Origin of the sequence: Faecalibacterium sp. 9 (genome assembly GCF_048320955.1) — a bacterium.
In the GTDB taxonomy this organism is placed as follows: domain Bacteria; phylum Bacillota; class Clostridia; order Oscillospirales; family Ruminococcaceae; genus Faecalibacterium; species Faecalibacterium wellingii.
The window spans coordinates 260,033-284,119 of record NZ_JBLWGB010000002.1 but is presented as its reverse complement, the minus strand read 5'-3'; the positions used below and the strand labels follow the sequence as shown (position 1 = coordinate 284,119).

General features: G+C 56.2%; 21 protein-coding genes and 1 tRNA gene. 2 read left to right on the top strand and 20 right to left on the bottom strand.

From position 1 onward, the window contains the following. Positions 1–2 precede the first annotated feature (2 nt). From ACKXF9_RS09870 to ACKXF9_RS09855, 4 genes are read right to left on the bottom strand one after another with little or no spacing between them, the layout of a single operon-like run. A complete protein-coding gene (locus tag ACKXF9_RS09870; RefSeq protein ID WP_418266064.1) occupies positions 3–1,214 on the bottom strand; it encodes an ATP-grasp domain-containing protein in 1,212 nt (403 codons plus the stop codon). 14 nt (positions 1,215–1,228) lie between these two features. Beyond that, a complete protein-coding gene (locus ACKXF9_RS09865) occupies positions 1,229–2,386 on the bottom strand; it encodes a pyridoxal phosphate-dependent aminotransferase (RefSeq protein WP_418266063.1) in 1,158 nt (385 codons plus the stop codon). Between the two features lie 27 nt (positions 2,387–2,413). Beyond that, the gene (locus tag ACKXF9_RS09860; RefSeq protein ID WP_418266062.1) at positions 2,414–3,877 is read right to left on the bottom strand and encodes a lipopolysaccharide biosynthesis protein; all 1,464 of its coding nucleotides are present in this window, start codon (positions 3,875–3,877) and stop codon (positions 2,414–2,416) included. Continuing rightward, complete coding sequence (locus tag ACKXF9_RS09855; RefSeq protein ID WP_418266061.1) at positions 3,864–4,829, bottom strand: glycosyltransferase family 2 protein; 966 nt, start codon at positions 4,827–4,829, stop codon at positions 3,864–3,866. Before ACKXF9_RS09855 ends, ACKXF9_RS09860 begins: the two co-directional genes overlap by 14 nt. Before the next feature lie 279 nt (positions 4,830–5,108). Between ACKXF9_RS09855 and ACKXF9_RS09850 the strand changes: the two genes are divergently transcribed. After that, a tRNA-Leu gene (locus ACKXF9_RS09850) sits at positions 5,109–5,192 on the top strand. 334 nt (positions 5,193–5,526) lie between these two features. On the opposite strand, the gene ACKXF9_RS09845 is transcribed toward ACKXF9_RS09850, so the two are convergent. The 16 genes from ACKXF9_RS09845 to ACKXF9_RS09770 form a co-directional block, all read right to left on the bottom strand. Then, on the bottom strand, positions 5,527–6,162 hold the full coding sequence (locus tag ACKXF9_RS09845; protein ID WP_249236687.1) for a thiamine diphosphokinase: 636 nt from the start codon (positions 6,160–6,162) through the stop codon (positions 5,527–5,529). A gap of 18 nt (positions 6,163–6,180) precedes the next feature. Beyond that, on the bottom strand, positions 6,181–7,059 hold the full coding sequence (gene rsgA / locus ACKXF9_RS09840) for a ribosome small subunit-dependent GTPase A (protein WP_418266060.1): 879 nt from the start codon (positions 7,057–7,059) through the stop codon (positions 6,181–6,183). 11 nt (positions 7,060–7,070) lie between these two features. Then, entirely contained in the window at positions 7,071–8,978 is a 1,908-nt protein-coding gene (gene pknB, locus ACKXF9_RS09835; RefSeq protein WP_418266059.1) for a Stk1 family PASTA domain-containing Ser/Thr kinase, read from the bottom strand. Continuing rightward, complete coding sequence (locus tag ACKXF9_RS09830) at positions 8,978–9,718, bottom strand: Stp1/IreP family PP2C-type Ser/Thr phosphatase (protein WP_418266058.1); 741 nt, start codon at positions 9,716–9,718, stop codon at positions 8,978–8,980. Before ACKXF9_RS09830 ends, pknB begins: the two co-directional genes overlap by 1 nt. A gap of 17 nt (positions 9,719–9,735) precedes the next feature. Continuing rightward, the gene (rlmN, locus tag ACKXF9_RS09825) at positions 9,736–10,776 is read right to left on the bottom strand and encodes a 23S rRNA (adenine(2503)-C(2))-methyltransferase RlmN (protein ID WP_339395713.1); all 1,041 of its coding nucleotides are present in this window, start codon (positions 10,774–10,776) and stop codon (positions 9,736–9,738) included. Between the two features lie 51 nt (positions 10,777–10,827). Next, positions 10,828–12,150, bottom strand: coding sequence for a 16S rRNA (cytosine(967)-C(5))-methyltransferase RsmB (rsmB, locus tag ACKXF9_RS09820; protein ID WP_418266057.1), 1,323 nt, complete (start codon positions 12,148–12,150; stop codon positions 10,828–10,830). Continuing rightward, the gene (fmt, locus tag ACKXF9_RS09815; RefSeq protein WP_418266056.1) at positions 12,150–13,070 is read right to left on the bottom strand and encodes a methionyl-tRNA formyltransferase; all 921 of its coding nucleotides are present in this window, start codon (positions 13,068–13,070) and stop codon (positions 12,150–12,152) included. The genes rsmB and fmt overlap by 1 nt, the downstream gene beginning before the upstream one ends. Further along, positions 13,070–13,606 carry a peptide deformylase gene (def, locus tag ACKXF9_RS09810; protein WP_418266055.1) on the bottom strand — a complete coding sequence of 179 codons (537 nt, stop codon included), beginning with the start codon at positions 13,604–13,606 and terminating at the stop codon, positions 13,070–13,072. Before def ends, fmt begins: the two co-directional genes overlap by 1 nt. Positions 13,607–13,622: 16 nt before the next feature. Next, positions 13,623–15,881 carry a replication restart helicase PriA gene (gene priA, locus ACKXF9_RS09805; protein WP_418266054.1) on the bottom strand — a complete coding sequence of 753 codons (2,259 nt, stop codon included), beginning with the start codon at positions 15,879–15,881 and terminating at the stop codon, positions 13,623–13,625. 20 nt (positions 15,882–15,901) lie between these two features. Then, the gene (gmk, locus tag ACKXF9_RS09800) at positions 15,902–16,474 is read right to left on the bottom strand and encodes a guanylate kinase (RefSeq protein WP_418266053.1); all 573 of its coding nucleotides are present in this window, start codon (positions 16,472–16,474) and stop codon (positions 15,902–15,904) included. Further along, complete coding sequence (gene remA, locus ACKXF9_RS09795) at positions 16,461–16,742, bottom strand: extracellular matrix/biofilm regulator RemA (RefSeq protein ID WP_418266052.1); 282 nt, start codon at positions 16,740–16,742, stop codon at positions 16,461–16,463. The genes gmk and remA overlap by 14 nt, the downstream gene beginning before the upstream one ends. Before the next feature lie 23 nt (positions 16,743–16,765). Next, on the bottom strand, positions 16,766–17,644 hold the full coding sequence (locus tag ACKXF9_RS09790; RefSeq protein ID WP_418266051.1) for a YicC/YloC family endoribonuclease: 879 nt from the start codon (positions 17,642–17,644) through the stop codon (positions 16,766–16,768). Positions 17,645–17,874: 230 nt separating this feature from the next. After that, positions 17,875–18,216 (bottom strand): transposase family protein, encoded by a 342-nt coding sequence (locus tag ACKXF9_RS09785; protein ID WP_249236699.1) that lies wholly within the window; start codon positions 18,214–18,216, stop codon positions 17,875–17,877. Between the two features lie 228 nt (positions 18,217–18,444). Beyond that, positions 18,445–19,848: an oxaloacetate decarboxylase subunit alpha gene (locus ACKXF9_RS09780; protein ID WP_249236700.1), complete on the bottom strand. Its 1,404-nt coding sequence runs from the start codon at positions 19,846–19,848 to the stop codon at positions 18,445–18,447. 16 nt (positions 19,849–19,864) lie between these two features. Then, complete coding sequence (locus ACKXF9_RS09775; protein WP_005940233.1) at positions 19,865–20,245, bottom strand: biotin/lipoyl-containing protein; 381 nt, start codon at positions 20,243–20,245, stop codon at positions 19,865–19,867. Positions 20,246–20,293: 48 nt separating this feature from the next. Beyond that, complete coding sequence (locus ACKXF9_RS09770; RefSeq protein WP_348583454.1) at positions 20,294–21,613, bottom strand: carboxyl transferase domain-containing protein; 1,320 nt, start codon at positions 21,611–21,613, stop codon at positions 20,294–20,296. A gap of 481 nt (positions 21,614–22,094) precedes the next feature. Between ACKXF9_RS09770 and ACKXF9_RS09765 the strand changes: the two genes are divergently transcribed. Then, on the top strand, positions 22,095–24,053 hold the full coding sequence (locus ACKXF9_RS09765) for a glycerophosphodiester phosphodiesterase family protein (RefSeq protein WP_418266050.1): 1,959 nt from the start codon (positions 22,095–22,097) through the stop codon (positions 24,051–24,053). Positions 24,054–24,087 lie beyond the last annotated feature (34 nt).

Sequence of the window (24,087 nt, the reverse complement as noted above, 5' to 3'; positions counted from 1 at the left end):
TATTAGCTATTCTCCACGATTACACGGTAATATTTCTGGATATTACCTGTAATCTCCATCATTTCTTCTACATTATCTGCTTTGAACAGAATCGTACCCAATGAATGCGTGGTATTCTGGTATGCATGAACTTCTTCACCCGGCTGCTTGGTACAGTATACCTCCAGCAAGTTCTTTGCACGGAAGGTCTCGTCAAACCAGATTTCTTTAAACGTACCGCTCACTGTACTAAGCAGCATGTAGTTGCTCCAGCATCCAACAGTTGGAGTCATCTGCAACGCAGAACAATCTTCGCCAATGGCAGCACGGATGGTATAATCCACAAGGTCTACACCTGTTGCATACTGGATCAGTTGCGGGATATAGCTGCCGCCGTTGCGAGGACCAAGTTCTAGAATGTAAACCGTATCATTTTCATCAATAATGGCTTCAATATTATAGGCACCAGTCTTCATGCCTAATTCGGTAATCAGGCGCTGAAGCTCATCGTCTACCTTTGCTTTCATATCCGGTGTTAATAAGCTGGGCCAAAATTCACCTAGTGCAACATATTCACGGGTTCCTCTGCCACTGTAAAGCTCATTGCCATAACTTGTAAAAACCAGCTTTCCGTCCACTGAAAAGCCATCGCCAGATACCTGATAGCCTTTTTTCTGAATAAACTCTTCCACAATGAACCGGCCACTACGCGAATAAGAAATTGCTTCTTTCACAGCAGCTTTCAGTTCACTTTTATCATAGATTTTGACAACGCCCTTGCTACCGGAGGAATCTACAGGTTTTACCATAACTGGAAAGTGAAAATTTTCCATATCCCTATACGCTTCTTCATAGGTCGCATAGCCATGGGCATACGGACAATTCAATCCGTGTTTGTGAAGAAAATCACGGAAAAGATCTTTTTCCGTCAGGATTTTTACGGATTCATATGGATTGCCAGGCAGTCCCATCTTTTCTGCCACATAGGCTGCTGTAGGCGCTGCTGGATCTGAGGCATAAGCAACAATACCATCAATTTGCAGTTTCTGCGCCAGTTGAAGTACAGCTTCTTTATCTGTCGTGCTAACGTTATAGTATTCATCCGCGATTTTATGACCCGGATTTTCCGGCAAATAATCACAAGTGATTGTATATAATCCGAGTTCTTTTGCCTTTTTGATGCTGGGAATCTGCTGCATTGAGCCGCCCAAGAGAAGGATTTTTTTCTGTGCCATCGTACAAGCTCCCTTCAAACGATGCTGTCTACAAATCTTTTTATTCGCCCACATGCTTCCAGTAGCTTTTCTTCCTCCAGCGTACAGGCAATGCGGATATGGTCATCATAATGGCTCCCATATGCTGCGCCCGGCACAACTGCCACATGCTGTTTTTCTAACAGTTCATGGGCAAATGCCACAGAATCCATTCCTGTTCTGCTGATGTTTATAAATAAATAAAAGGTAGCCTCTGGTTCAGGACAGAAAAGTTTATCAATCTGATTGATTTTGCAGCACATGCTGCGGCATCTGCGCTTAAAAATCTCTGTTATTCGATGATCGTTTGCGCAGCAACGATAGGCCGCTATTCCTGCGTACTGGGACGGCAGTGCTGCACAGGCCGCTACATTTTCCTGCAACTTCGTCATATCTGCAATTATGCGCTCCGGACCGATCGCATAACCGACACGATACCCTGTCATTGCAAATCTCTTGGAAAGGCTGTCTACTACAATAGTGCGCTCCATCATTCCCGGAAATGATGCAATACTTTTATATGGACGTCCATTAAAAACCAATGTCCGGTATACCTCATCGGAAACGACAGCAAAATCATGTCGGTTGGCCAGTTCCGCAATCTGTGCTAAAACTTCACATCCGATCACACGCCCCGATGGATTGCAGGGTGAGTTTAAAATCAATGCCGTTGTTCTGGGGGTAATCGCCTTTTCAATCTGTTCTGAAGTAATTGTAAATCCAGAATCCTCTGTTGTATTCACAATAATCGGAACACCACCACAAGAACGAACCATCTGGATGTAATTCACATAATACGGCCCCGGGATAATCACTTCATCACCTTTGTCGAGAATGCAGCGCAGAGACAGATACAGCGCTTCCATGCCACCCACCGTTACAATCACATTTTTTTCCGGCGCAACTTGCAGACCATATTCTCTGCCGAACTGCTGAGCTATTGCCTGTCGAAATTCCAATAAACCTGCATTCGCAGAATAGCGCGTTTTTCCTTTTAGGATTGCATCACAGGCCGCTCTTTTAATGTTGTCATCCGGTTGGATATCCGGATCACCCAGCGTCAAATCAATCACGTCATCATATCCTTGTGCCAAATTGAATAATTCTCTTGTCAAAGACGGCGTGATTACTTCGACTGCACTTGAAGATTTCATTCTAGGCTCCTCTTATATTTGTCTTGATTACTCTTCGTTATCAGCCCACGGTTTTCTCTGAATCTTAGGCTTCACCACATTCCAGAGATACTCAAACGTATCCAGCTTCAGCAGTGCAGAACCGCCCAGATACATCGCTGCACCGATCAGGATCTGAATGACCAGCGTTACGATGTCCGGCAGATGTGCAAGATTGACCAGCCACATGCAGCAGCCCATGAAAATAGCCAGCAAAATGCTGGGCAGGATGTCTTTCAGCTGTTCCAGATAACGGTAATCCAGCAGTTTTCTGTTCGGCCATGTATTGATGAGCTGGCTCAGCAGGCTGCTCAGGATCAGGCTGTAGGCCATTGCCATCACGCTGATGCGGTAGGTCAGCAGGAGCAGGGTCAGACCCATGATCTTCTTGATGATCTCCAACTTCAGATACACTCCGCTGCGGCCCATTGCCTTGATCGCATTCAGGTTTGCCGTATGGATCGGATAGAACATGTAGGTGATGCAGAAAATCCGCAGATACGGTACACAGGGCAGCCATTTCTCGGTCAGCACCAGCCGGATGAGCGGTTCCGCGCAGAAGAACATCGCCATCATCAGCGGCGCAATGACGTAAACGCAGGTCTTGATGGCACGGCGGGTCATGTTTTTCACCCGCGCAGGCTCATCCTGCGCAGCTGACATTGCCGGGAGCAGAACACTGTCAATGGAAGAATCCACGTTGACCGCGATCGTATCCGGTGCAAGCATACCCTCATTATAAAAGGCAAGATCAGCCGATGTGTAAACGCGGCCGATCACAAGGCTGCGCAGATTATTGTATACGGTATCCAGCAGGGAGGAAGCCAGCAGTCTCCAGCCATAGGATAGCAGCCCTTTCAGCCGCTGCCAAGAAAAGACCGCTTTCGGTCTCCAATGCACCGTGAGCCAAAGGATCAGCGTATCAATGGCCGTGTTGGAAAGCTGCTGTGCCACCAACGCCCAGACGCCAAACCCGGCATAAGCCATGCCAAGCCCCAGAAATGCGGAGAACAGCGTACCGCCCAGCGTTGCAAAGAAAAAGCGTTTGAACAGCATATTGCGGGACACATAGGCCTGCTGGATGCCTTTGACACCGGAAAACACCAGCGTCAGGCTGGCAACGCGAACCACGGGCGTCAGCGAAGGATCTTTATAGAATGCCGCAATATAAGGTGCCGCAATGAACATTCCGGCATACAGCACCAGACACACCGCAAAATTGAAATAGAATACCGACGAAAAATCCAGATCGTCTGCATCTTTTTTCTGGATGAGCGCTGTGCCGAGGCCGCTGTCGATGAACACCTGCAAAATGTTGATGAACACCGCCACCAGCGCCGTCCTGCCGTAATCTTCCGGCATCAGAATACGGGCCAGCAGCAGCGTTACAACGGCTGTCACAAGCTGGGCACCGCAGCGCTCTGCAAAGCGCCAGATAAAGTTGTCAAGAATAATGTTCTTATCTTTTTTCATTTTGCTCTGTCTTAAACTCCGTCCATACTGTATCCAGTACGTGTATTTTCTTTTCCAGCGACAGTCCCATAAAAATGCCCAGCTGCGGACCGTGCAAAAGGCACCTGCCACCTTTCTGGAGAACTGCCAGCTGCAGCTGGTCACGGTTCGCCACATCATTTACCGCCTTCTGGTATTCGGGCGCACCCCCCTGTTCACGGCAGTACCGGCGGAGCTTTTCTGTAAAGTCCGTTCTCGCTTTCTGGCTGCAAATGCGCTGCTGCTTAGATGCATTGTTCTGGTTCCGGGCAGTCCACGAGCCGACGGTAAACATCCGGTAGACAGACATGATATCCTTTAAATAGTGGATCTTCCCGTTCAAACGCAGATAAACCGCCAGAGGATAATCGCCGAAGCCTTCTGCGGTAAGCGCATCTGGAACGATGAACAGTTCTCTTGCGCACATGATGGAAGAGGTGTGGAAGCATGCCGCACTGTAATTCACAACTTCTTTAAAAGTAAGATCCTGGTCTTTGCTTCTTTTATACATCGGCCACGAACCGCCCGTGCGACAGTCCATCAGCCGGGTATTATGCACACAGGCCGCATACCCCTCATGCGATTCCAGAAAATCCACCTGTTTTTGCAGTTTGTTTTTGTCGCACCAATAATCGTCGCCTTCACAAACAGCAATATACTTTCCCTTTGCAATCGGGAAAAGAATGGTTTGAAAAATATGCACTCCCTTAGAATACTGATTTTCAGTCTGGTAGACCGGTTTAATGATGTCCGGATATTTTGCCTCATATTCTGCGATGATCGCAGCCGTGTGATCTGTGGACGCATCGTCGTTTATAAGAACTTCGTACCGAAAGTTTGTCTTTTGATTCACGAATCCATCCAGCGCACTGTGGATGTATTTTTCATGGTTATATGCGGTACAAAGAACGGACACCACTACATCATCGTTCATTTTTATCTCCCCCGATGCTTCAACCGCACCGTTGCTTTTCCATAGTTATACTTATAATATCACATGTTCCGATGCATTTCAACTTGTGCGTTTTTTCTGGGCATGAGTTTTCCGGCGATCTCCCCCTCATACAACCGCTGTATCTATGCTTACGCCGGATTTTTTTCAAAAAGGGAAAAAAGAGCTTGACTATCCGACAGGAACGTGGTAATATATTCAAGCAGTCCGCAAGCACAGCTTCAAACCTCAGAAGTTGGATGGACGGCACGAACAGAATATGCGAGGGTGGCGGAACTGGCAGACGCGCACGTTTGAGGTGCGTGTGGTTTATCCTTGGGGGTTCGAGTCCCCTCCCTCGCACCAAAGAATACCCGCGAAGTTGCGTTGAAAATTCGTAACTTCGCGGGTTTTTCGTTTGGCACTGGTCAAATACTGCCAGATACTGCCCAATACTGCCTGATTTTGCGGGGGGCAATACATGATATAAACAACAAAATCCCCTCTCTGACGGTACGTCCAGAACAGAGAGGGGATCTTTCAGTTTTCCTTTTTGATGCCGAACAGCCTGCGCAGGATCCCGCGCAAGGCCTTGGGGCTCTGGATCACAATTACCTGCATATGCTCTCCCCTGCCTTTCCGTTTTCTGCTCCATCCTATGCGGGCGGCAGACAAAATGTTCCGGCAGAAGCAGCAGGCATCAGTCCGGGATGGTCTCCACCGCCACCAGCGCACCGCTACGGGTGCTGATGGTGATGCAGTCCGAACCTTCGGCGTACTCGTTGCTGACACCCAGCGGATACGCGGCGGTCAGCTCTGCGTTATCCAACTCATAATAAGAGCCGTGTTCGCACACGCCCTCTGCCCTGCCCTCCATCGGAAAGGCCGAGAAAAAGAAATAATTCTCCTTCGGGTAGCGGCGGGTCTCGCCGGGCATCACGTAGGTGATGCGGCTGCGCTCGTCCAGCAGCGTGGTGCGCACGCCGCGCCGCTCCAGCCCAAGGCCTGTGCACAGGTTTGCAAGCGTATGCTCTACCCGTCTGCCACCAAGGCCGCCCAGCAGCAGCACCTCATCAAAACCTTTTTCTGAGGCCAGCTTTGCGGCATACTCAGTGTCGGTATCATCCTTGACGTGGGGCAGAACGATGATGTCGTCATCCTGCTTTTCCGGGCAGGGGGCGGTGTCAAAATCGCCCAGGATGATATCGGGCTTACAGCCCAGCGGGACACAGTTGCGATAGCCTGCATCGCAGGCAATGATAAAATCGTCCGGCCGCAGGGCCTTTGCCAGCTCCGGCGTGACCGGGCAGGCCGAAATGATCACACAGCGTGACATGAATCTCTTCCTTATCCTTTATACTTTCGGGCGCTGCCAATCCTTTACGTCCTTGACTTCCTCGTACATGGCGCAGTAGCTGTCGTACCGGGTCTGAGAGAGACTGCCCTCTGCCAGTGCCGCGCGCACGGCGCAGCCTTTTTCGCTGCGGTGGGAGCAGCCGGTGAACTGACACTGTCCCAGATAAGGCCCGAACTCCGGGAACGCATGCTCCAGATTTTCCTTGGGGATGAACCCGGCGCGGTTCGCTTCCAGACTGGCAAAACCCGGCGTATCCGCAATGCGCCCGCCAAAGGCTTCAAAGATGGTCACCTCACGGGTGGTGTGGCGGCCGCGGCCCAGCTTCTGGCTGATGGCGCTGGTCTCCCGCTCGGCTTCCGGCAGCAGATGGTTCAGCAGGGTGGACTTTCCCACGCCGGAGTTGCCGCAGAAGGCGCACAGCCGGCCATTGATCCACTGCTTCACCTCGTCCAGTCCTGCACCGGTCTCATAGTCGATGCGGATGAACGGCAGGGTGGATCTTTCGTAGGCAGAGCGCAGGAACTCTGCCTCTGCCAGATCGCCCTTGGTGCACACGATCACCGGCTGCACGCCCTTGTCCACCGCAATGGCAGAAAGCTTATCCAGCACCAGCGTGCTGGGGGTGGGCTGGGTGGTGCTTGCCACCAGAAACAGCAGATCGAGGTTTGCCATCGGGGGGCGCACAAAAACGTTCTTTCGCGGTGCGATCTCCGCAATGACCGAAACACCGTTCTCGGTTTCCAGCGTCACTTCGTCGCCTGCAACCGGCGTGATCTTCTGTTTGCGGAAGATGCCGCGGGGCTTGCACTCCACAATGCCTTCCGGCGTTTTTACGTAGTAAAAGCCGCCGATGCCCTTTGTGATATATCCTTTCATGTGCGCCTCCGTCAGCTCAGCAGCGAGGACCACCAGTCGGTCAGCGGAGTCTGGGAAGGCTCCCCGCTGCCCGCTGTGCCCTGCTCACCACTCGCTGTTGTGCTGGAGGAAGAGGAGGACGAACCACCGCCGAACAGGCCGCTCCACCAGTCGCCGCCTGTCGTGCTGTCGCTGGGTGCTTCCGGTTCCGGTGCAGGCTCCGGCCCGGCACTGACCACGATGTTCACCCGGCCATTCAGCTTTGCGGTAGCGCCTGCCGCCGGGTCCTGACTGATGACGGTGCCCACCGGCTGGTCGCTGTACTGCTCAGACTGGCTGCCCAGACCCAGATGATTCTGCACCAGCAGGGTGCGGGCATCCCCGGCGCTCATGCCAATGAGCGAGGGCACCTTAGTGGTGGTGGCCACCTGCGGGCGGCTGATATAGACCACTACCGTGCTGCCCGCTGCCACCTGACTGCCTGCTGCCGGGTCGGTGCGGATGACCGCACCGGATGCCACTGTGGTATCCACAGCCTGCGTCACCAGCACCGAGACTCCCAGATCTTTAAGCTGCTGCTCTGCATCTGCCTGCACATAGTTGGTCAGATCGGGCACCGTGACATACTGGGTGCCCAGACTGACGGTAAGGGTCACATTCTGGCCCTCACGCACCGTGCGGCCAGAGACCGGCGACTGCTTATAGATATAGCCCGCCGCATAGTCGCTGTTGTACTCCTGCTCCCAGGTAACACTGATCTGGCCGGAGACCACCTGCTCGGTGGCGGCAGCCTCGTCCTGCGTCATGCCGATATAATCGCCCAGCGTGATATCTGCTTTGTTGTTCATCAGGTTGGAGGAATCGTTCAGGATCATCCAGCACAGTGCAAGGCAGGCAAGGGCAAATGCAATGGTGATGCCCAGCAGCGCCGGAAGATAAATGGTACGGCGTTTCTTTTTGCGGGATGCCGTCTTTTTGCTGCGGGGCGCAGGTTTTTCGGCAGGTCGATTTGTACGGTTCTGGCTCATGGTACGTTTCACCACCTTTTCGGGTGCATCTTCTGTAATATATTTGTACTCGAACATCACGGAGGGATTCTGCACGTAGGCGTCCAGTGCATCCAGCATCTCGCGGGCAGAAGCATAGCGGTTCTGCGGCAGCTTTGCCATGGCTTTTTCGGTGATCTCCACCAGTGCGTTCGGTACCTCCGGCGCGATCTCGTGCAGAGACTTCGGCTTATCCGAGATCTGCTTGATGGCGACCTCCACCATGTCGTCTGCGTCAAAGGGCAGATGACCACTGAGCATCTCGTACATCATCACGCCCACCGAGTAGATATCGCTGGTGCAGTCAGTCTCATCGCCCTTGGCCTGCTCCGGGCTGATATAATGCACGCTGCCCATGGTCTTGCCGCTGAGCAGCTGATTCTCGGCCCGGGAGATGCGTGCGATACCAAAATCCATCATGCGCAGCTGACCATTGTCCAGAAGCATGATGTTCTGGGGTTTGATGTCCCGGTGCACCACACCGTTGGCATGGGCGTGTTCCAGCGCCTTTAAGATCTGAGAGATGAAATGCACAGTCTCCCGGTTGGTCAGCTTGCCGCCGCGCTGGTTGAGGTACTCGCGCAGGGTCATGCCGTCCACATATTCCATCACGATATACTGCAGATCATCGTTCACCGAAACATCATATACCTTGACGATGTTCGGGTGATTCAGCAGCGAGATGGCCTTGGATTCATTTTTAAAACGGCGCACAAGATCCGGGTCATGCATATATTCCTGCCGCAGCACCTTGACCGCCACCACTGTCCCGGCGGGAACAGGGCCGTTCTGGCCAAGCATGACCGCCTTGTAGACGTTCGCCATGCCGCCGGAGCCGATCAGCTCCTTCACCTCATACAGACCATCCAGCTTTTTGCCGATCAGGTTGTCCATCAGCGCACCTCCTCCACACACAGAAGCAGCGCGGTGATGTTATCCGGGCCGCCGTTTTCGTTGGCAGTGCGGATCAGCAGATCCGGCAGATCATAGAATTTTCCCGTGCGCAGCAGCTGTTCCAGCTGTTCTTTGGGCACCGCATTGGTCAGGCCGTCCGAGCACAGCAGCAGAATATCTCCGCTGTGCAGCTGTGCGGTGGCAAACTCCGGTTCCAGCCGGTAGTCCACACCCAGAGCACGGGTAATGATGTTCTTCTGGGGGTGATGCTCGGCCTCCTCCACGGTAATGGTGCCGCAGTCCACCAGCTCCTGCACGTAGGAGTGGTCGTGGGTGAGCTGGGCAAGCTGCCCATCCCGGTACAGGTACGCCCGCGAGTCGCCTGCATGGCACAGATACACCCTGCCGGAGCGCACCAGTGCGCACACCGCCGTAGTGCCCATGCCTGCCAGTTCTTCCTCCCGCAGGGCCTTCTGGAACACAAAGCGGTTGGCGCTGAGCAGTGTTTTTTTCAGGAAGGTCTCTTCCTCGCCGGGCAGGCACTTGGAAGCATACTGCTCCTGAAAGCAGCGCTCAATGACATCACATGCGCTCTGACTGGCTTCCCTGCCGCCGCGTGCACCGCCCATGCCGTCACACACCAGCAGCCATGCGGCATCGCCGGGCAGCTCTCCTGCGCGATAATCGTCCTGATTATCCTGCCGGACCCGGCCGACATCCGTTTTTCCTGCAAGTTTCATAGGATACTCCCTCTATTTTACGCTTTCCCGTTCATTTCGTCCCGGCGCAGCTGGCCGCAGGCGGCGCTGATCTCGCTGCCAAGACGTCGGCGCACCGTAGCATTGACGCCAAGGCTTTCCAGCTTTTGCTGGAAGCGGCGCACATTGGCGGCATCGGTAGCCGAATACGGGCTGCCGTCCACAGGGTTGATGGGGATCAGGTTCACATGAGCCCCCATGCCCCGGATGAGGTTTGCCAGCTGCTTTGCACAGGCATCCGAATCGTTGACGCCACGCACCATGGAATACTCAAAGCTCACCCGGCGTCCGGTGGTATCCTGATAGCGGCGCACGGCCTGCATCAGCACTTCCACGGGGTAGGCGTCGTTCACCGGCATCATGCCGCTGCGGATCTCGTTGTTGGGCGCGTGCAGCGACACCGAAAGGGTGAGCTGCAGCTTTTTCTCGGCCAGCAGATCAATCTTTGGCACAAGGCCGCAGGTGGAAAGACTGATGTTGCGCATCCCGATGTTGACGCCCTCGGGCGAGGTGATATTTTCCAGAAATTTCATCACTTCGTCAAAGTTGTCCAGCGGTTCCCCGATGCCCATGAGCACAATGTGGGAAATGCGCTCGCCAATATCCTTCTGTGCGGTGTAAATTTCGGAGCAGATCTCGCCGGCTTCCAGATTGCGCACCCGGCCTGCCTGCGTAGAGGCACAGAAGCGGCAGCCCATGCGGCAGCCCACCTGAGTGGACACACACACGGTATTGCCGTAGTGGTAGCGCATGACAACGGTCTCGATGCAGTTGCCGTCTGCCATGCGCAGCAGATATTTTACGGTGCCGTCCTTTGCTTCCTGTCGGCGCTCAATCTGGGGTGCTGCGATATAGAAGCTTTCTTCCAGCTTTGCCAGCAGGGTCTTGGGCTGGTCGGTCATAGCAGAAAACTCGGTGACCAGCTTCTGGTGCACCCAGTGGAAGATCTGCTTTGCCCGGAAGCCCGGCTGGCCCATCGCTTTCAGTTCAGCGGTCAGCTCTGCCAGCGTCAGGGAAGAGATACAGCGTTTTTGTTCCATTGTGTTCTCCTATTGGTTTTTACAAATAAGCTGCCTGTTTCATTGCAGCTCTCACCCGTTTTTCTGCATGGCGCACAGGAAAAATCCATCCATGCCGGTACGGGTGGGCACCGAAAGCGCACCGTGCTCCCCTGCCGTCATCCCGGCGGGCAGCGCCACGGCGGGCTTTACCACCGTAAACTCCGGGTGACGGACCAGAAATGCCGCGATCTGCTGCTGGTTCTCTGCCGGGTCGATGGTGCAGGTGGAGTACACCAGCCTGCCGCCCGGTTTGAGCAGCTGTGCCGCCGTATCGAGGATGGCCGACTGCGTGGCCAATAATTCAGCTTCGCGGGCCGGATCCAGCTTTTTATAGCGCAGATCCGGCTTTTTTGCCAGAATGCCAAGGCCGCTGCAGGGCACATCTGCAAGGATGCGGTCGGCCTGCGGCAGAGCCGGGTTTCCCTTGGTGGCATCACTGCACAGGACCTCCACATTGGTCAGTCCCATGCGCTGCACCGTCGTGCGGATCAGTCCCACGCGGTTCTCGGCGGCATCGCAGCTGTAAAGCCTGCCGGTATTCTGCATCTGTTCGGCCAGCAGGACGGTCTTGCCGCCGGGGGCCGCGCACAGGTCGATGACCGTTTCACCGGGCTTTGCTTCCACGCAGAGCGCTGCCAGCTGGCTGGCCTGCCCTTCCACATGGAAATATCCCTGCCGGAACAGCTCGTTTTCCGCCGGGCTTCCCTCGAAGCGGGCCAGCACACTGCCGGGTACAATGCCGGGCCTTGCTTCCTTTGCTCCGGAAGCCAGCAGCTTTGTGCAGAGTTCTTCTGCGCTTGTCTTCAGCGGATTTGCACGCAGGCTGGTCATGCCGCCATCGGCTTTGTAGGTGAGGATATCCAGTGCTTCATCCGGGTAGTTTTTGTGCAGAAATTCCGCCACATCCCGCCCGGCAGAGCCCAGCACCATGAGCCGCTCCACTTCGTTTTTGAAGCTTGCGGTGCTCAGGTCGTAGCTGCACGCCTTGCGCAGCACAGCGTTGACCAGACCGGATGCGCTGGATTTTTTGAAGGTGCGGGTCAGCTTGACGGCCTCGTTCACCGCTGCGGATACCGGCACCTGCATATAGCGGGCCTGTGCCAGCGCGGCACGCAGGATCTCGCGCACCGGTGCATCCAGCTTTGCAAGGCCCTTGGGCAGGAACTGGCACAGGATGTGGTCCAGCGTGCCCTGATGTTCCAGCACGGTATAGAAAATGGCACTGGCAAAAGCTTTATCGCGGCCTTCCAGCTGCTGGCGCTTGAGTTCGGCATCCAGAACAAGGTTGGAAAAACCGGCCTGCTCCTGCCGCACCAGCGCCGCCACAGCTGCCGCGCGCGGATTTGCCGCCATCAGAGGATATCCCCCGCCTTGAGGCGCTGACCGGCGGCAAATGCGGTGCCGTCCATGGGCTTTTTGCCCTCCGGCACCACCTGCAGCAACTGGACGGCCCCCTCACCGCAGGCCACGGTCAGCGGCTTTGTCGCCAGCACCGTGCCGGGCGCTTTGCCGGAAGCTTCCACCGCACGGCACTCCATCACCTTGAGCTTCTTGCCGCCGGAGGTGACAAACCATGCACCGGGCCACGGGTTCATACCGCGCACCCAGTTGTGGATGTGGGCGGCAGATTCGGTAAGGCGGAACTCCGCCATCTCTTTATTGAGCATGGGGGCAAGGCAGGCGTTCGCATGGTCCTGCGGCTGTGCAATCAGCATGCCGGCAGCGATGGCGGGCACCACCTCGCACAGTACCCGGGCACCCACGGCGGTCACGCGGTCAAACAGCTCGCCGCTGGTCTCCTCCGGGCCAATGGCGATCTTTTCACAGCAGAGCACATCGCCGGTATCCAGCCCCTCGTCCATCTGCATGATGGAAACGCCGGTCTCGGCGTCTCCGTTCAGCACGGCCCACTGCACCGGAGCGCTGCCGCGATACTTGGGCAACAGGGAGACGTGCAGGTTGATGCAGCCATATTTCGGCGTTTCCAGCACCGACTTCGGCAGGATGCAGCCATAAGCCACCACCACGATCAGCTCCGGGGCCAGTGCGCGGATATTTTCATCTTCGCTGCCGTCCCGCAGGGTGCGGGGCTGGAACACCGGCGTGCCGTGGGCAAGCGCCACTTCCTTCACCGGCGGTGCGGTCAGCACCTGCTTGCGGCCAACCGGCTTATCCCGACGGGTATACACCGCACAGATCTCATGCCCGGCAGCATACAAGGCTTTCAGGCACTCGGCGGCAATATCCGGCGTGCCCATGAACAAAATGCGCATCAGTTATTTCCTTTCGCTTCGCGGGCAGCTTTTTTGCCCTCTTCGGTATCCTCATAGAAATACTCGCTGGACTGCATGATGGTAATGCCGTCCAGATGGTCGTTCTCGTGCTGGATGCAGCGGCCCAGCAGATCCCCGGCTTCCAGCTCAAACCACTCACCGTGGCGGTCCTGTGCGCGCACTTTGACAGCGATGGGGCGGGTCACGGCGCCGTTATGGCCCGGGAAGGACAGACAGCCCTCATAGGCGGTCTCCTCTTCCTCGGATACGGCCAGGATCTCCGGGTTCACAAAGTCGATAAACTTGTACTCGTAATCCTCCGGGATCTCCTCCGGGGCGTCGGTGGTGTCCCACACCACGAACAGGCGGCGCAGCATGCCCACCTGCGGGCCGGCCAGACCCACACCGTCGGCGGCGATCATGGTCTCGTGCATGTCATCCAGCAGGGTAGCCAGACGGTCATCAAAGGTAGTCACGGGGCGGCAGACCTTATTCAGGATGGGGTCGCCCTCTTTTACAATGTTACGGATTGCCATTTATGGTACCTCCTAATCAGATATCTCCGTCCGAATGCAGATCCACCGCAACGGTGGCCTTGGACGGAAGTTTTTCCTGTTCATACAATTCCAGTGCGCTGCGCACGAGGTCGCGGAAGCGGCGGTCGTTGCGGCACTTGATGGTAAGCTTATAGCGATAGGTGTCGTTGATCTTCTCGATGCTGCTGGGGGTCGGCCCCAACACCCGCAGGGGCAGGTCCGGCTGTTTTGCTGCCAGCTGGCCCAGAAGAGCCGCAAAGCGCGCTGCGGCCCTTGCCGTCTCGATTTCCTTTGCGCCTGCAAAGCCGATGACGCACAGCCCGCAGAAGGGCGGGTAGAGGCCCAGCTTGCGATATGCAATTTCCTGCTCGAAGAAGGCGTCGTAGTCCTGCGCGGCGGCAAGGTTCAACACCGGGTTATCGGGGTCAGTGGTCTGGATGATGGCAAAGCCCGGGTCTTTGGCCCGGCCGCTGCGGCCTACCACCTGCGTGATGAGGCTGAACACGTTTTCGTAGGCACGGAAGCCCTGCGCAAACAGCAGTGAATCGATGCCCAGCACGCCCACAAGGGTCACGTCCTCAAAATCCAGTCCCTTGGCCACCATCTGGGTGCCCACCATGATGTCGTATTCGTGATCTGCAAATTTTGCCAGCAGCTTTTCGTGGGCGTCCTTGGCCGCGGTGGAATCCTGATCCATCCGCAGCACCCGTGCATCCGGAAAAAGCTTTGCAAGCTCTTCCTCCGCTTTCTGGGTACCGAACCCCCGGTACTGCAGCTTGCCGCCGCAGGTGGGGCAGACGGTGGGCGGTTCCATCTGGCTGCCGCAGTAGTGGCACAATACCTTATGCGCCGATTTATGGTACACCATAGGCACGCTGCACTTTTGGCACTTGAGCACCTCGCGGCAGTCCTCGCACTGGGCCATGGTCTGGTAGCCCCGGCGGTTCAGCAGCAAAATGGTCTGCTTGCCTGCGTCCAGATTGCGGCGGATAGCGTCCTCCATGGCAAGGCTGATTTCCCGGGGGTTGCCCGATGCCAGCTCTGCGCGCATGTCCACGATCTGCACCTTCGGCAGCGGGTTGCCTCCGTAGCGCTGGGTAAGCCGCACCAACTGGGTGCGGCCATGCTGGGCCGCGTAAAAGCTCTCGGTGCTGGGGGTGGCACTGGCCAGCAGCAGCAATGCACCGTTCTCCGCCGCACGCTGCCGGGCCATTTCGTGGGCAGAATAGCGGGGCGCAGACTCCGAACGGTAGGTGTGCTCCTGCTCTTCATCGATGATAATGAGCCCGATGTTTTCCAGCGGCGAAAAAATGGCACTGCGGGTGCCCACCACAATATCGGCACCGCCGTCCTGGATCATCTGCCACTGCAGCAGACGTTCCGTGTGGTTGAGGGCAGAGTGCTGCACTGCCACCCGGCGGCCAAACTGGCTCTTGAGCCGCAGGATCATCTGCGGCGTCAGGCTGATCTCCGGCACCAGCACCAGCGCTTTCCTGCCCTGTTCCAGACAGTGTGCGATCAGCTTTAAAAATACAAGCGTTTTGCCGCTGCCGGTCACACCGTACAGCAATGCCGAGTGGGGCGCATCATCCTCCAGCTTTGGCAGCAGGGCATCGTAAGCCGCCTGCTGTTCTGCCGTCAGGCAGATGGGCTCGTTTTTGAGCGGAATAGACGAATACAGGTCGATGGACTTGTTCACCTTGCTGCATTCCAGCACGCCTTTGGCGCACAGATTATCCAGCACAGCACGGCTGATGCCCTTGTCCTCCAGCTCATTCAGGGTGCGGGGCCCGCCGCCCAGCAATGCCACTGCCGCCAGCTGCTTGGCAGTCGGTTTAGGCTTTTGCGGCAGCCCGCCCACAAGGCGGTAAGAGTTCTCTGTGTGGCGGGTGAGCTGCTTTTGCAGCACCGGCGTCACACCGTCTGCCGCCACAGCGGGCTTGTACTGCGCACCATAGGGAATGACCGCCTTGACCGCCTCATAATAGGTGCAGAAAGTGCGTTCCTTCAAAAAGTGCACCAGACGCAGCAGCTCCGGCGTCAGGCAGGCCGAAGCCGGGGCCACGTCGAAAAGATATTTCAGCTTTGCACTTTCCGGTTCGGCATCGCAGGCCAGCACCACACCCATGCGGGCGCGGCTGCCCCGGCCAAAGGGCACCAGCACCATGCTGCCCAGCTTTACGGTGTCCTGCTGGTCCGGCATGACCGCGTAGGTATACAGCTTATCAAAGTGGAAGGTCGCATTGCTGACGGCAACACCTACCGTTTTGGGCATTCGTCCAGCTCCTTCAAATATTATTCTGCGCTTCCGATGCGGCGGCAGATCGCCTCATACAGTGCATCGGCGCATGTATCGACCCGGTCGTTGACCAGCTTCAGGGTGAATTTATCCTGCTGGGCCAGCTCCTGCCGGGCCGTAGCAAGACGTTCCTGAATGCTGTCCTCGGTCTCGGTGCCGCGGCCGCGCAGACGGCGTTCCAGCTCCTCCACCGAGGGCGGCAGCAGGAACACGGTGGTCGCGCCGGGGAACATGCGGCGGATATTCGCTGCGCCGTGCACATCGATGACCAGAACGACCACCTTCCGGGCTGCCAGACGCTTGTCCACCTCTTCGCGCAGGGTGCCGTAGTAGTTGCCGTTGTAGAAGTTGTGCTCCACCACCTGATCGTTTTCAATCAGCTGCTGGAACTGCTCCCGGGTGCGGTAATAATAGTCTACGCCCTCCTGCTCACCGGGACGCGGTGCGCGGGTGGTGGCGGAGACGGTCTTTTCGATCTCCGGGTGTGCTTCGCGCAGTGCCTTCACCACGCTGTCCTTGCCGGTGCCTGCCGCACCGGAAACTACAAACAGATATTTATCGTTCGCCATGGGACGGTTCCTCCTCTGCTGTCATTCTGCTCTCCTGCCCTGCCGCGCGGTTGGCCACCGTTTCCGGCTGGAGCGCCGAGAGCACCACGTGATCGGAATCCATGATCAGCACCGCACGGGTGCTGCGGCCATAGGATGCATCGATCAGCATCCCGCGCTCCCGCGCTTCCTTGATCAGACGCTTGACCGGGGCCGAGTCCGGGCTGACGACAGCCACCACGCGGCCCGCACTGACCATATTGCCAAACCCGATGTTGATCAGCTTCATAAATTCCTCCGGATCTTACTTCATCATTCCAGATTCTGGATCTGTTCACGGATCTTTTCGATCTCGGCCTTCATGTCCACCACGATGCGGGTGATGTCCAGATCCTGACACTTGGAACCAATGGTATTGGTCTCACGGTTCAATTCCTGCGTCAGGAAGTCCAGCTTGCGGCCCACCGGCTCGTTCAGGGCCAGAATGTCCCGGTACTGTGCGATATGACTGCGCAGGCGGACGGTCTCCTCGTCCACAGCAGTCTTGTCGCCAAAGATGGCGGCTTCGGTCAGCACGCGGGCATCATCGATATCGCGGTCTTCCAGAATGACCTTGAGCTTTTCATACAGGCGGGTGGTGTAAGCCTCCACACGGCCCGCGCTCAGGGTCTCCACTTTGCCGACGCATTCCTCCAGAAAATTCAGGCGGTTCTCCACATCGGCCTTCATCTTGGCACCCTCGGCGGCGCGCATTTCCACAAAGCGGTCCAGCGCCTGTGCCGTAACGGCAGACACATCCTCCCACAACTGTTCCTCGTCCACATCCGCATGGCGGGTGGTGAGCACATCCGGGAAACGGTTAATCACCCCGGCAGAGATATCATTTTTGATGCCCAGCTGCTCGGAGATATCCCGCATGGCCTGCTGATAGCTGCGGGCCAGTTCCATGTTGACCGCAACCACGGTATCTGCGGCATCCACATTCTGTACGGTCATGCTCAGCTCCACCTTGCCGCGGGTGATGCGTTCGTTGAGCTGCTTTTTCAGTCGGCTGTCCAGATAGCTGCAGGTGCGCGGGATGCGCGAAGAATACTCAAAGTAGCGAGAATTGACGCTGCGCAGTTCCACCGTGATCTCACGGCCATTGCGCACAGCAGTCCCACGGCCAAAGCCGGTCATGCTTAAGATCATAACGTTCTCCTATTTTCTGTTTTTCAATGTTTTTGCATACAGATTCCGGTATATGTATCCGCCTTTGGGTGCACAAGCCCATGTTACGATACATATAGCTTCATTTTACTATTCTTCGGCTCAAAATTCAAGGTGCACTGTTGTGCATTCCGGCCAAAATGCCCGCAATGAACGCCAATAAGTAAAAAAGCTCCGGCACAGAATCCAAAGATTTTGTGCCGGAGCCTGTTTCAGTTGGTTTTGTACACACAGGTAACGCTTTTCTGGATCAGATCTGCGTTCAGCAGGGTCTGCTCCACCCAATGAACATTCACTTCAATGGTATCGCGGGAGACCTCGTATTCTGCAGCAATGCTGTCCATGCTGCGGTATTCATGACGGTAGATCAGGGTCAGCACCAGCTTATCCAGCATGGTGATCTTGGTAAAGCGCGGCTTACGCTTATGCTCCCTACGATAAGCGTCTTCCAGTGCTGCCAGCATCCGGTCAAACTCCCTTTTTCCAACGCCAAAGGTCAGCACATAGTCCCGCTCCGTAAATTCCGCAAGGCGCTGGGCAGTAACTTTTCTCATAGGGGTCCCCTCCTTCTTTTGTGGCAATACCCGAATGCCGCGCACATCCATTTTTATCCATTATAGAGTGGGGATGTTTTCAAGTCAATGCATTCATTGCCTTTTGGGGCAGATTTTTGCAAAAACATTCTCTGCCGGTTTATACGACCCATGTCATCTCCTGCCCACCACCCTGCTATGCAAAAAGGGCCTCCCGCTCACAGCGGGAAGCCCTTAAAGTACCGTTACTTAGACGGGGTGAGACTGATTGGCGTAGTCCACATGATCGCCATCAACGCCCTGCTTCTTGGCATTGCGCTTGTCGAAGAACTTGGGTGCCACCTGCGGGAACATTGCGTAGGTCAGCACATCCTCTTCCTGCGTTGCCCACTTGGCAGCTTCCGCCTTCAGCTTGTCCATCTCGGGAGCAAGCGTATCGGCAAAGCGGCAGGTGATGGGCTGCTCGTCGCCCAAAATCTTCTTGGTGAACTCCGGCTTGATGGGAGCGGGAGTCTTGCCGTAGTCGCCATGGACCAGACCCTTGAACTCCTTGGTGACCATCTTGTAGCGCTCACCAAGGATAACATTGAACACAGCCTGCGTACCAACGATCTGGCTGGTGGGAGTGACCAGCGGCGGATAGCCTGCATCCTCGCGGACACGGGGGATCTCAGCCAGCACTTCATCCAGCTTGTCTTCCTTGCCGGCATCCTTCAGCTGCTTGAGCATGTTGGAGAACATGCCGCCCGGCACCTGATACAGCAGGGTGTTGGCATCAACGCCCAGACTCTTGGGGCTGATCTGGCCGTTGGCGATGTACTTTTCGCGCAGCTTTGCAAAGTATGCGCGGACAACGTTCAACTGCTTCAGATCCAGACCGGTGTCATAATCGGTACCCTGCAGGGCAGCGACCAGACTCTCGGTGGGCATGTGGCTGGTGCCCAGACTCAAGGGGCTCATGGCAGTATCGATGATGTCGGCACCTGCCTCGATGCCCTTCAGGATGGACATGGAAGCCAGACCTGCGGTGTAGTGGCTGTGGATGTCAACAGGGATGCTGACGGTCTCCTTCAGCTTCTTGACCAGATCGTAGCAGGTATAGGGAGTCAGCAGACCGGCCATATCCTTGATGCAGATGGAGTTTGCACCCATCTCCTCCAGAGTCTTGGCGTAGGCTGCAAAGTACTCGTTGTTGTGCACGGGGCTCAGGGTGTAGCTGATGCAGCCCTGCACATGAGCGCCTTCCTTGTTGGCTGCCTTGATAGCAGTCTGCAGGTTGCGCGGATCGTTCAGTGCATCAAAGATGCGGATGACATCGATGCCGTTTGCAACAGACTTCTGCACAAAGTACTCAACGGCGTCATCTGCGTAGGGACGATAGCCCAGCATGTTCTGGCCGCGGAACAGCATCTGCAGCTTCTGGTGAGGCAGTTCCTTGCGCAGGATGCGCAGGCGGTCCCAGGGATCTTCGTCCAGGAAGCGGATGCAGCTGTCGAACGTAGCGCCGCCCCAGCACTCCACGGAGAAGTAGTTGATCTTATCCATTTCCGGCAGGATGGGACGCATCTCATCCATGGTCATGCGGGTTGCCAGCAGAGACTGGTGGGCATCACGCAGGACGACCTCGGTAACCTTGATCGGCTTTTTGGCCATGATTGTCACCTCTCCCTTAGTTCATGGAAACCAGAACGTCACCGGAGTTGACGGTGTCGCCCTTGTTGACGTTGATGGAAGCCACAGTGCCGTCCTGCGGAGCAACGATCTCGTTCTCCATCTTCATAGCCTCCAGGATCACCAGCACATCGCCGGCCTTGACGGATGCACCGGCCTTGACCTTGACATCCAGAATGTTGCCGGGCATGGGAGCCTTGACGGCAACAGCACCGGCAGCGCCTGCAGCAGCCTTGGGAGCAGCAGCGGGAGCCGGAGCAGCCTTAGGAGCAGCGGGTGCGGCAGGAGCTGCAGCAGCAACCGGAGCAGCACCAGCGGCAGTCTCCTCCACGGAGACGCTGTAAGCAACGCCATTGACGGTAATATTGTAGTACTTCATGGAAGGATCCTCCAAATCAAAATCGTATCTAAAGATTTATACAGACGATTACAGGGCCATGTTGCCGTGCTTCTTGGGCAGGCGGGCAGCACGCTTGGTGCTCAGCAGCTCCAGTGCAGCAACCACGCTTGCACGGACATTCGCTGCATCGCAGGTCAGGTCAGCAGCACCGCAGGCAACCGCATTTGCTGCGCTGCACACCTCAGCGGTGTAGGCAGCAGCCTTTGCGTTGGTGGCTGCAATGATGTTGTCGGAAGCATCGATCTCTTCCTTGTACAGTACGCTGACAGCAGCACTGGGCTCCAGCGCGCTGACAGTGCAGCCGGTCACAGCAATGCGCAGATCAGCAGCGGCCAGTGCGGTGTAGACAGGGCCCACAGCCTTGCCTGCCAGCACAGCCACCTTTGCAGTGGTAGCGTCGGCATAGGTGGCAGCCAGACGGGCAGCCTCACGGATGCCGCCTGCAATGTCATCGGTAGCGCTGGGCACGAAGCCCTCGGTATCCACAATGGTGATCACCGGCACGCTGAAAGCATCGCACAGGCGCACAAAACGGGAAGCCTTGGCTACGCAGTTGTGGCACAGGTTCTTGCCGGTGGCCACAACACCCACAGCGTTGCCGCCCACGGTTGCAAATGCGGTATAGACAGACTTACCAAAGCCTGCATACAGCTCCACGGCGCTGTCCTTATCGACCACAGCGGCAGCAGCCTTTGCAGGCTCTGCACCAGCAGCCAGAGCAGCAGTGGGCTGCTCGAACTCAAAGATCGCAGGGCCGGTCAGGTTGTTGGCCGGCAGCAGACCAACGATGTGAGCAGCCTTCTCGGCAGCTTCCGCAGCAGTGGACTCCACGATAGCAGCCACGCCAGCCTTTGCAGCGGCGGCTGCGGTACCGGCATCGGCCACCTTGTCGCCCTTGGCGGCAGAGGTGAACGGAGCGGTGAAGAACAGCTCTGCGCCCTCAGCCATGATGCAGACATCTGCATTGGCTGCGCTCAGTGCGCTGGTGCCGCCGCAGACACCCAGAACAACAGCCACCTGCGGGATCACGCCGGAAACCTTTGCGATCTGCGCATTCAGCTTTGCACTGGCGGTCAGCACGTCCAGACCCTCAGCCAGCTTTGCGCCAACGGAGTTGTAGAAGGTGACGACCGGGCAGCCAGTCTGTGCTGCCATTTCCAGAACCTTGATGTTCTTTTCAACATCCTTTACGGTAACAGCTTCGCCATTCTGATAAACAGCGTAAGCCTGCTGACCTGCAGCATAGCCGCAGGCAGCGCTCACTGCACCATCAGCAAACAGCGCAGTGTATTCCCCGTCATCGAAAAACTTGGCGAGGATTTCTCCCTTATTGATCTTTGAAGCCATGGTAAGACCTCCTGGTTGTCTGTGTGAGCTTTCAAAATTGGTTTTATTATACTTAATTTTCCATAAAAATGCAAGAGCTTCTATAAAAGTCCATGCAAATCAACATCCGTCACACCCCGTTCTATAATTTTTTAACGATTCTGCGTTCCTCTGCCAGAGTCTCCTTCTTCTACAGTTCCGGGCCATGTACGGTGCCTGCCAAATTTTTTCCTGCATTTTTGTTGATTTCGTTTGTCTCTGCCGCATTTTATTTTAAAGAAAGATATGTTACACTATATTTATATTATATTTGCAGAGTTTTTCCGGCTGGCTCAGCCGGATGCTTTGTTTTCTCAGGCGGCAGCCCCAGCTGCACGGCGCAGGATGTCTGCTGTTTTCCGGTCTGCTTCTGCCGGTCATGTAAAAAATTTTCACAGAACAGCCCGTTCCAACGCTCTGCGACCGGCTGTCCCACAAATTATAAGAAGAAGGTTCTGCTAAATTGAAAGATCTGTTCATTTTGTTCCGCACTGCAAATCAGACCTATTCTGTCCTGCGGCGCTCTGTCTTTTCCCTGATGCACCGCGCCGAAGCTGCACTTTTCTCCATTCTCATCCTCTGCAAGCTTGCCACGAACCTGTTGTTCGTTCCCCTGATGCAGCAGGTCTGGTCCCTGACGCTGCGGTTCGCTCCCATGCACTATTTGAGCAACAGCAATGCTTCGGATATTTTTGCCTCCCCTGCCATTATCGGCTGCATCGTTCTCATCGCCGTCCTGACGGCCTTCTGGTCGCTGTTTGAATGTTCCGTCCTGCTGCATGGACTGGACCTTGCCCGCAAGGGCGAGAGCATCCGCCTGCCCGCACTGCTGTGCACCTCCCTGCTGGACGCCTGTCATGCCTTTCTACCGCAGAACTGGCTCATTCTGGTCTACAGCACCACGCTGATCCCTTTCACCAATTTTTTCCTTGCTGTGAATTATATCACTCAGCTTGCAGTACCGGAATATATCATGGGCGTCATTCGTGCCAACAGCCGGTATCACCTGCTTTATCTGGCCCTCTGCGCCGCACTTCTGGTTTTCCTGATCAGCTGGGTCCTGGTGCTGCCGCTGTTCCTTCTGGAGCACAAAAGCCTGTGGCAGTCGGTTCGTGAAAGCGTCGGCTATGTCCGCACGCGCATTCTCCGCACATTTCTTCTGCTGCTGCGGTGGAATGTTTCGGCCCTGCTGCGTTCTCTGCTGCTGACTGCCGCCGTCGCGCTGCCGCTGTACGGCATTATCATCGGCATCGGGATGCAGAGCACGCAGGCCATGTTTGCACTGTCCCGTGCCGCGCTGACCATTGAGCTTCCCTTCTTCCAGTTTCTCATCGACTGCACCATCACTCTTACACAGTGCACCGTTATTGCCGCGCTCTATGACCGCCTGCGGGGTCGCTTATCGTTTGAAGCGAAGGCAGACCCGGACCGCAGACCCTGCCGCTCCAATGGCAGATTGCTTCTGACCGCCGCCATTGCCGGTGCCACTTTGCTCACCTTCGTGCTTGCCGCCTGCTACTTTGTTCTGCCGGAGGACGATGCGCTGCGCTCCATGCTGGGCGGCACTGTGCCGATCGTTACGGCACACCGCGGTTATTCCGCCGCCGCACCGGAAAACACCCTGCCCGCCTTCCAGCTTGCCCTTGACCACGGCTGTGAGCGCGCTGAGCTGGACGTTCAGATGACAAAGGACGGCATTGTGATGGTGACGCACGACGCCAACCTGCGCCGCTGTGCCGGCCGGAACGAAAACATTTATCACCTGACCTATGATGAGGTGCGGAGACTGGACGCCGGGCGCTGGTTCGGCCAGAAGTACACCGGCACCCGGATCCCCACGCTGGAAGAAGTTCTGGACCAGTGCAAAGGCAGGATCCAACTGAACATCGAGATAAAGCCCAATGTGGCCACACCTGAGCTGGAGGCAGAGACCGTCCGGATCATCTATGAAAAAGGCTTTGAGCATGACTGCGTGATCACCTCGCAAAGCTACGATACCCTTTGCAAGGTCAAGGAGCTTGCCCCGGAGATCCAGACCGGCTATATCCTTGCTTTGGGCGTGGGCAGCTATTACGACCTGCCCGCCGCAGACTTTTTCAGCGTGGAGTCCACCTTCATCACCCCCGGCATGGTCCAGCAGATCCACCTGCGCGGCAAAACCATCTCTGCATGGACGGTCAACCGTCAGGAAGACGCCAGCGATCTGCTGAGCCTTGGCGTAGACGACATTATCACGGACAAACCCGAAATGGTCCAGCAGCTGATGAATGCCGATGCCGATCTGGACAATGATCTGCTCTTTATCCGTGACACGATCCGCAGCCTGATCGGATGGTTCGACGCTGGGGACGAGCCCACGCCGGAGGAAGAGGTGATTGAGGAAGCGATCGAAGACCCCGAAGAGCTGCTGGATGCGGCATGATCCGTCAAAGAAAAACAGGATGCAGCTTTTCTGC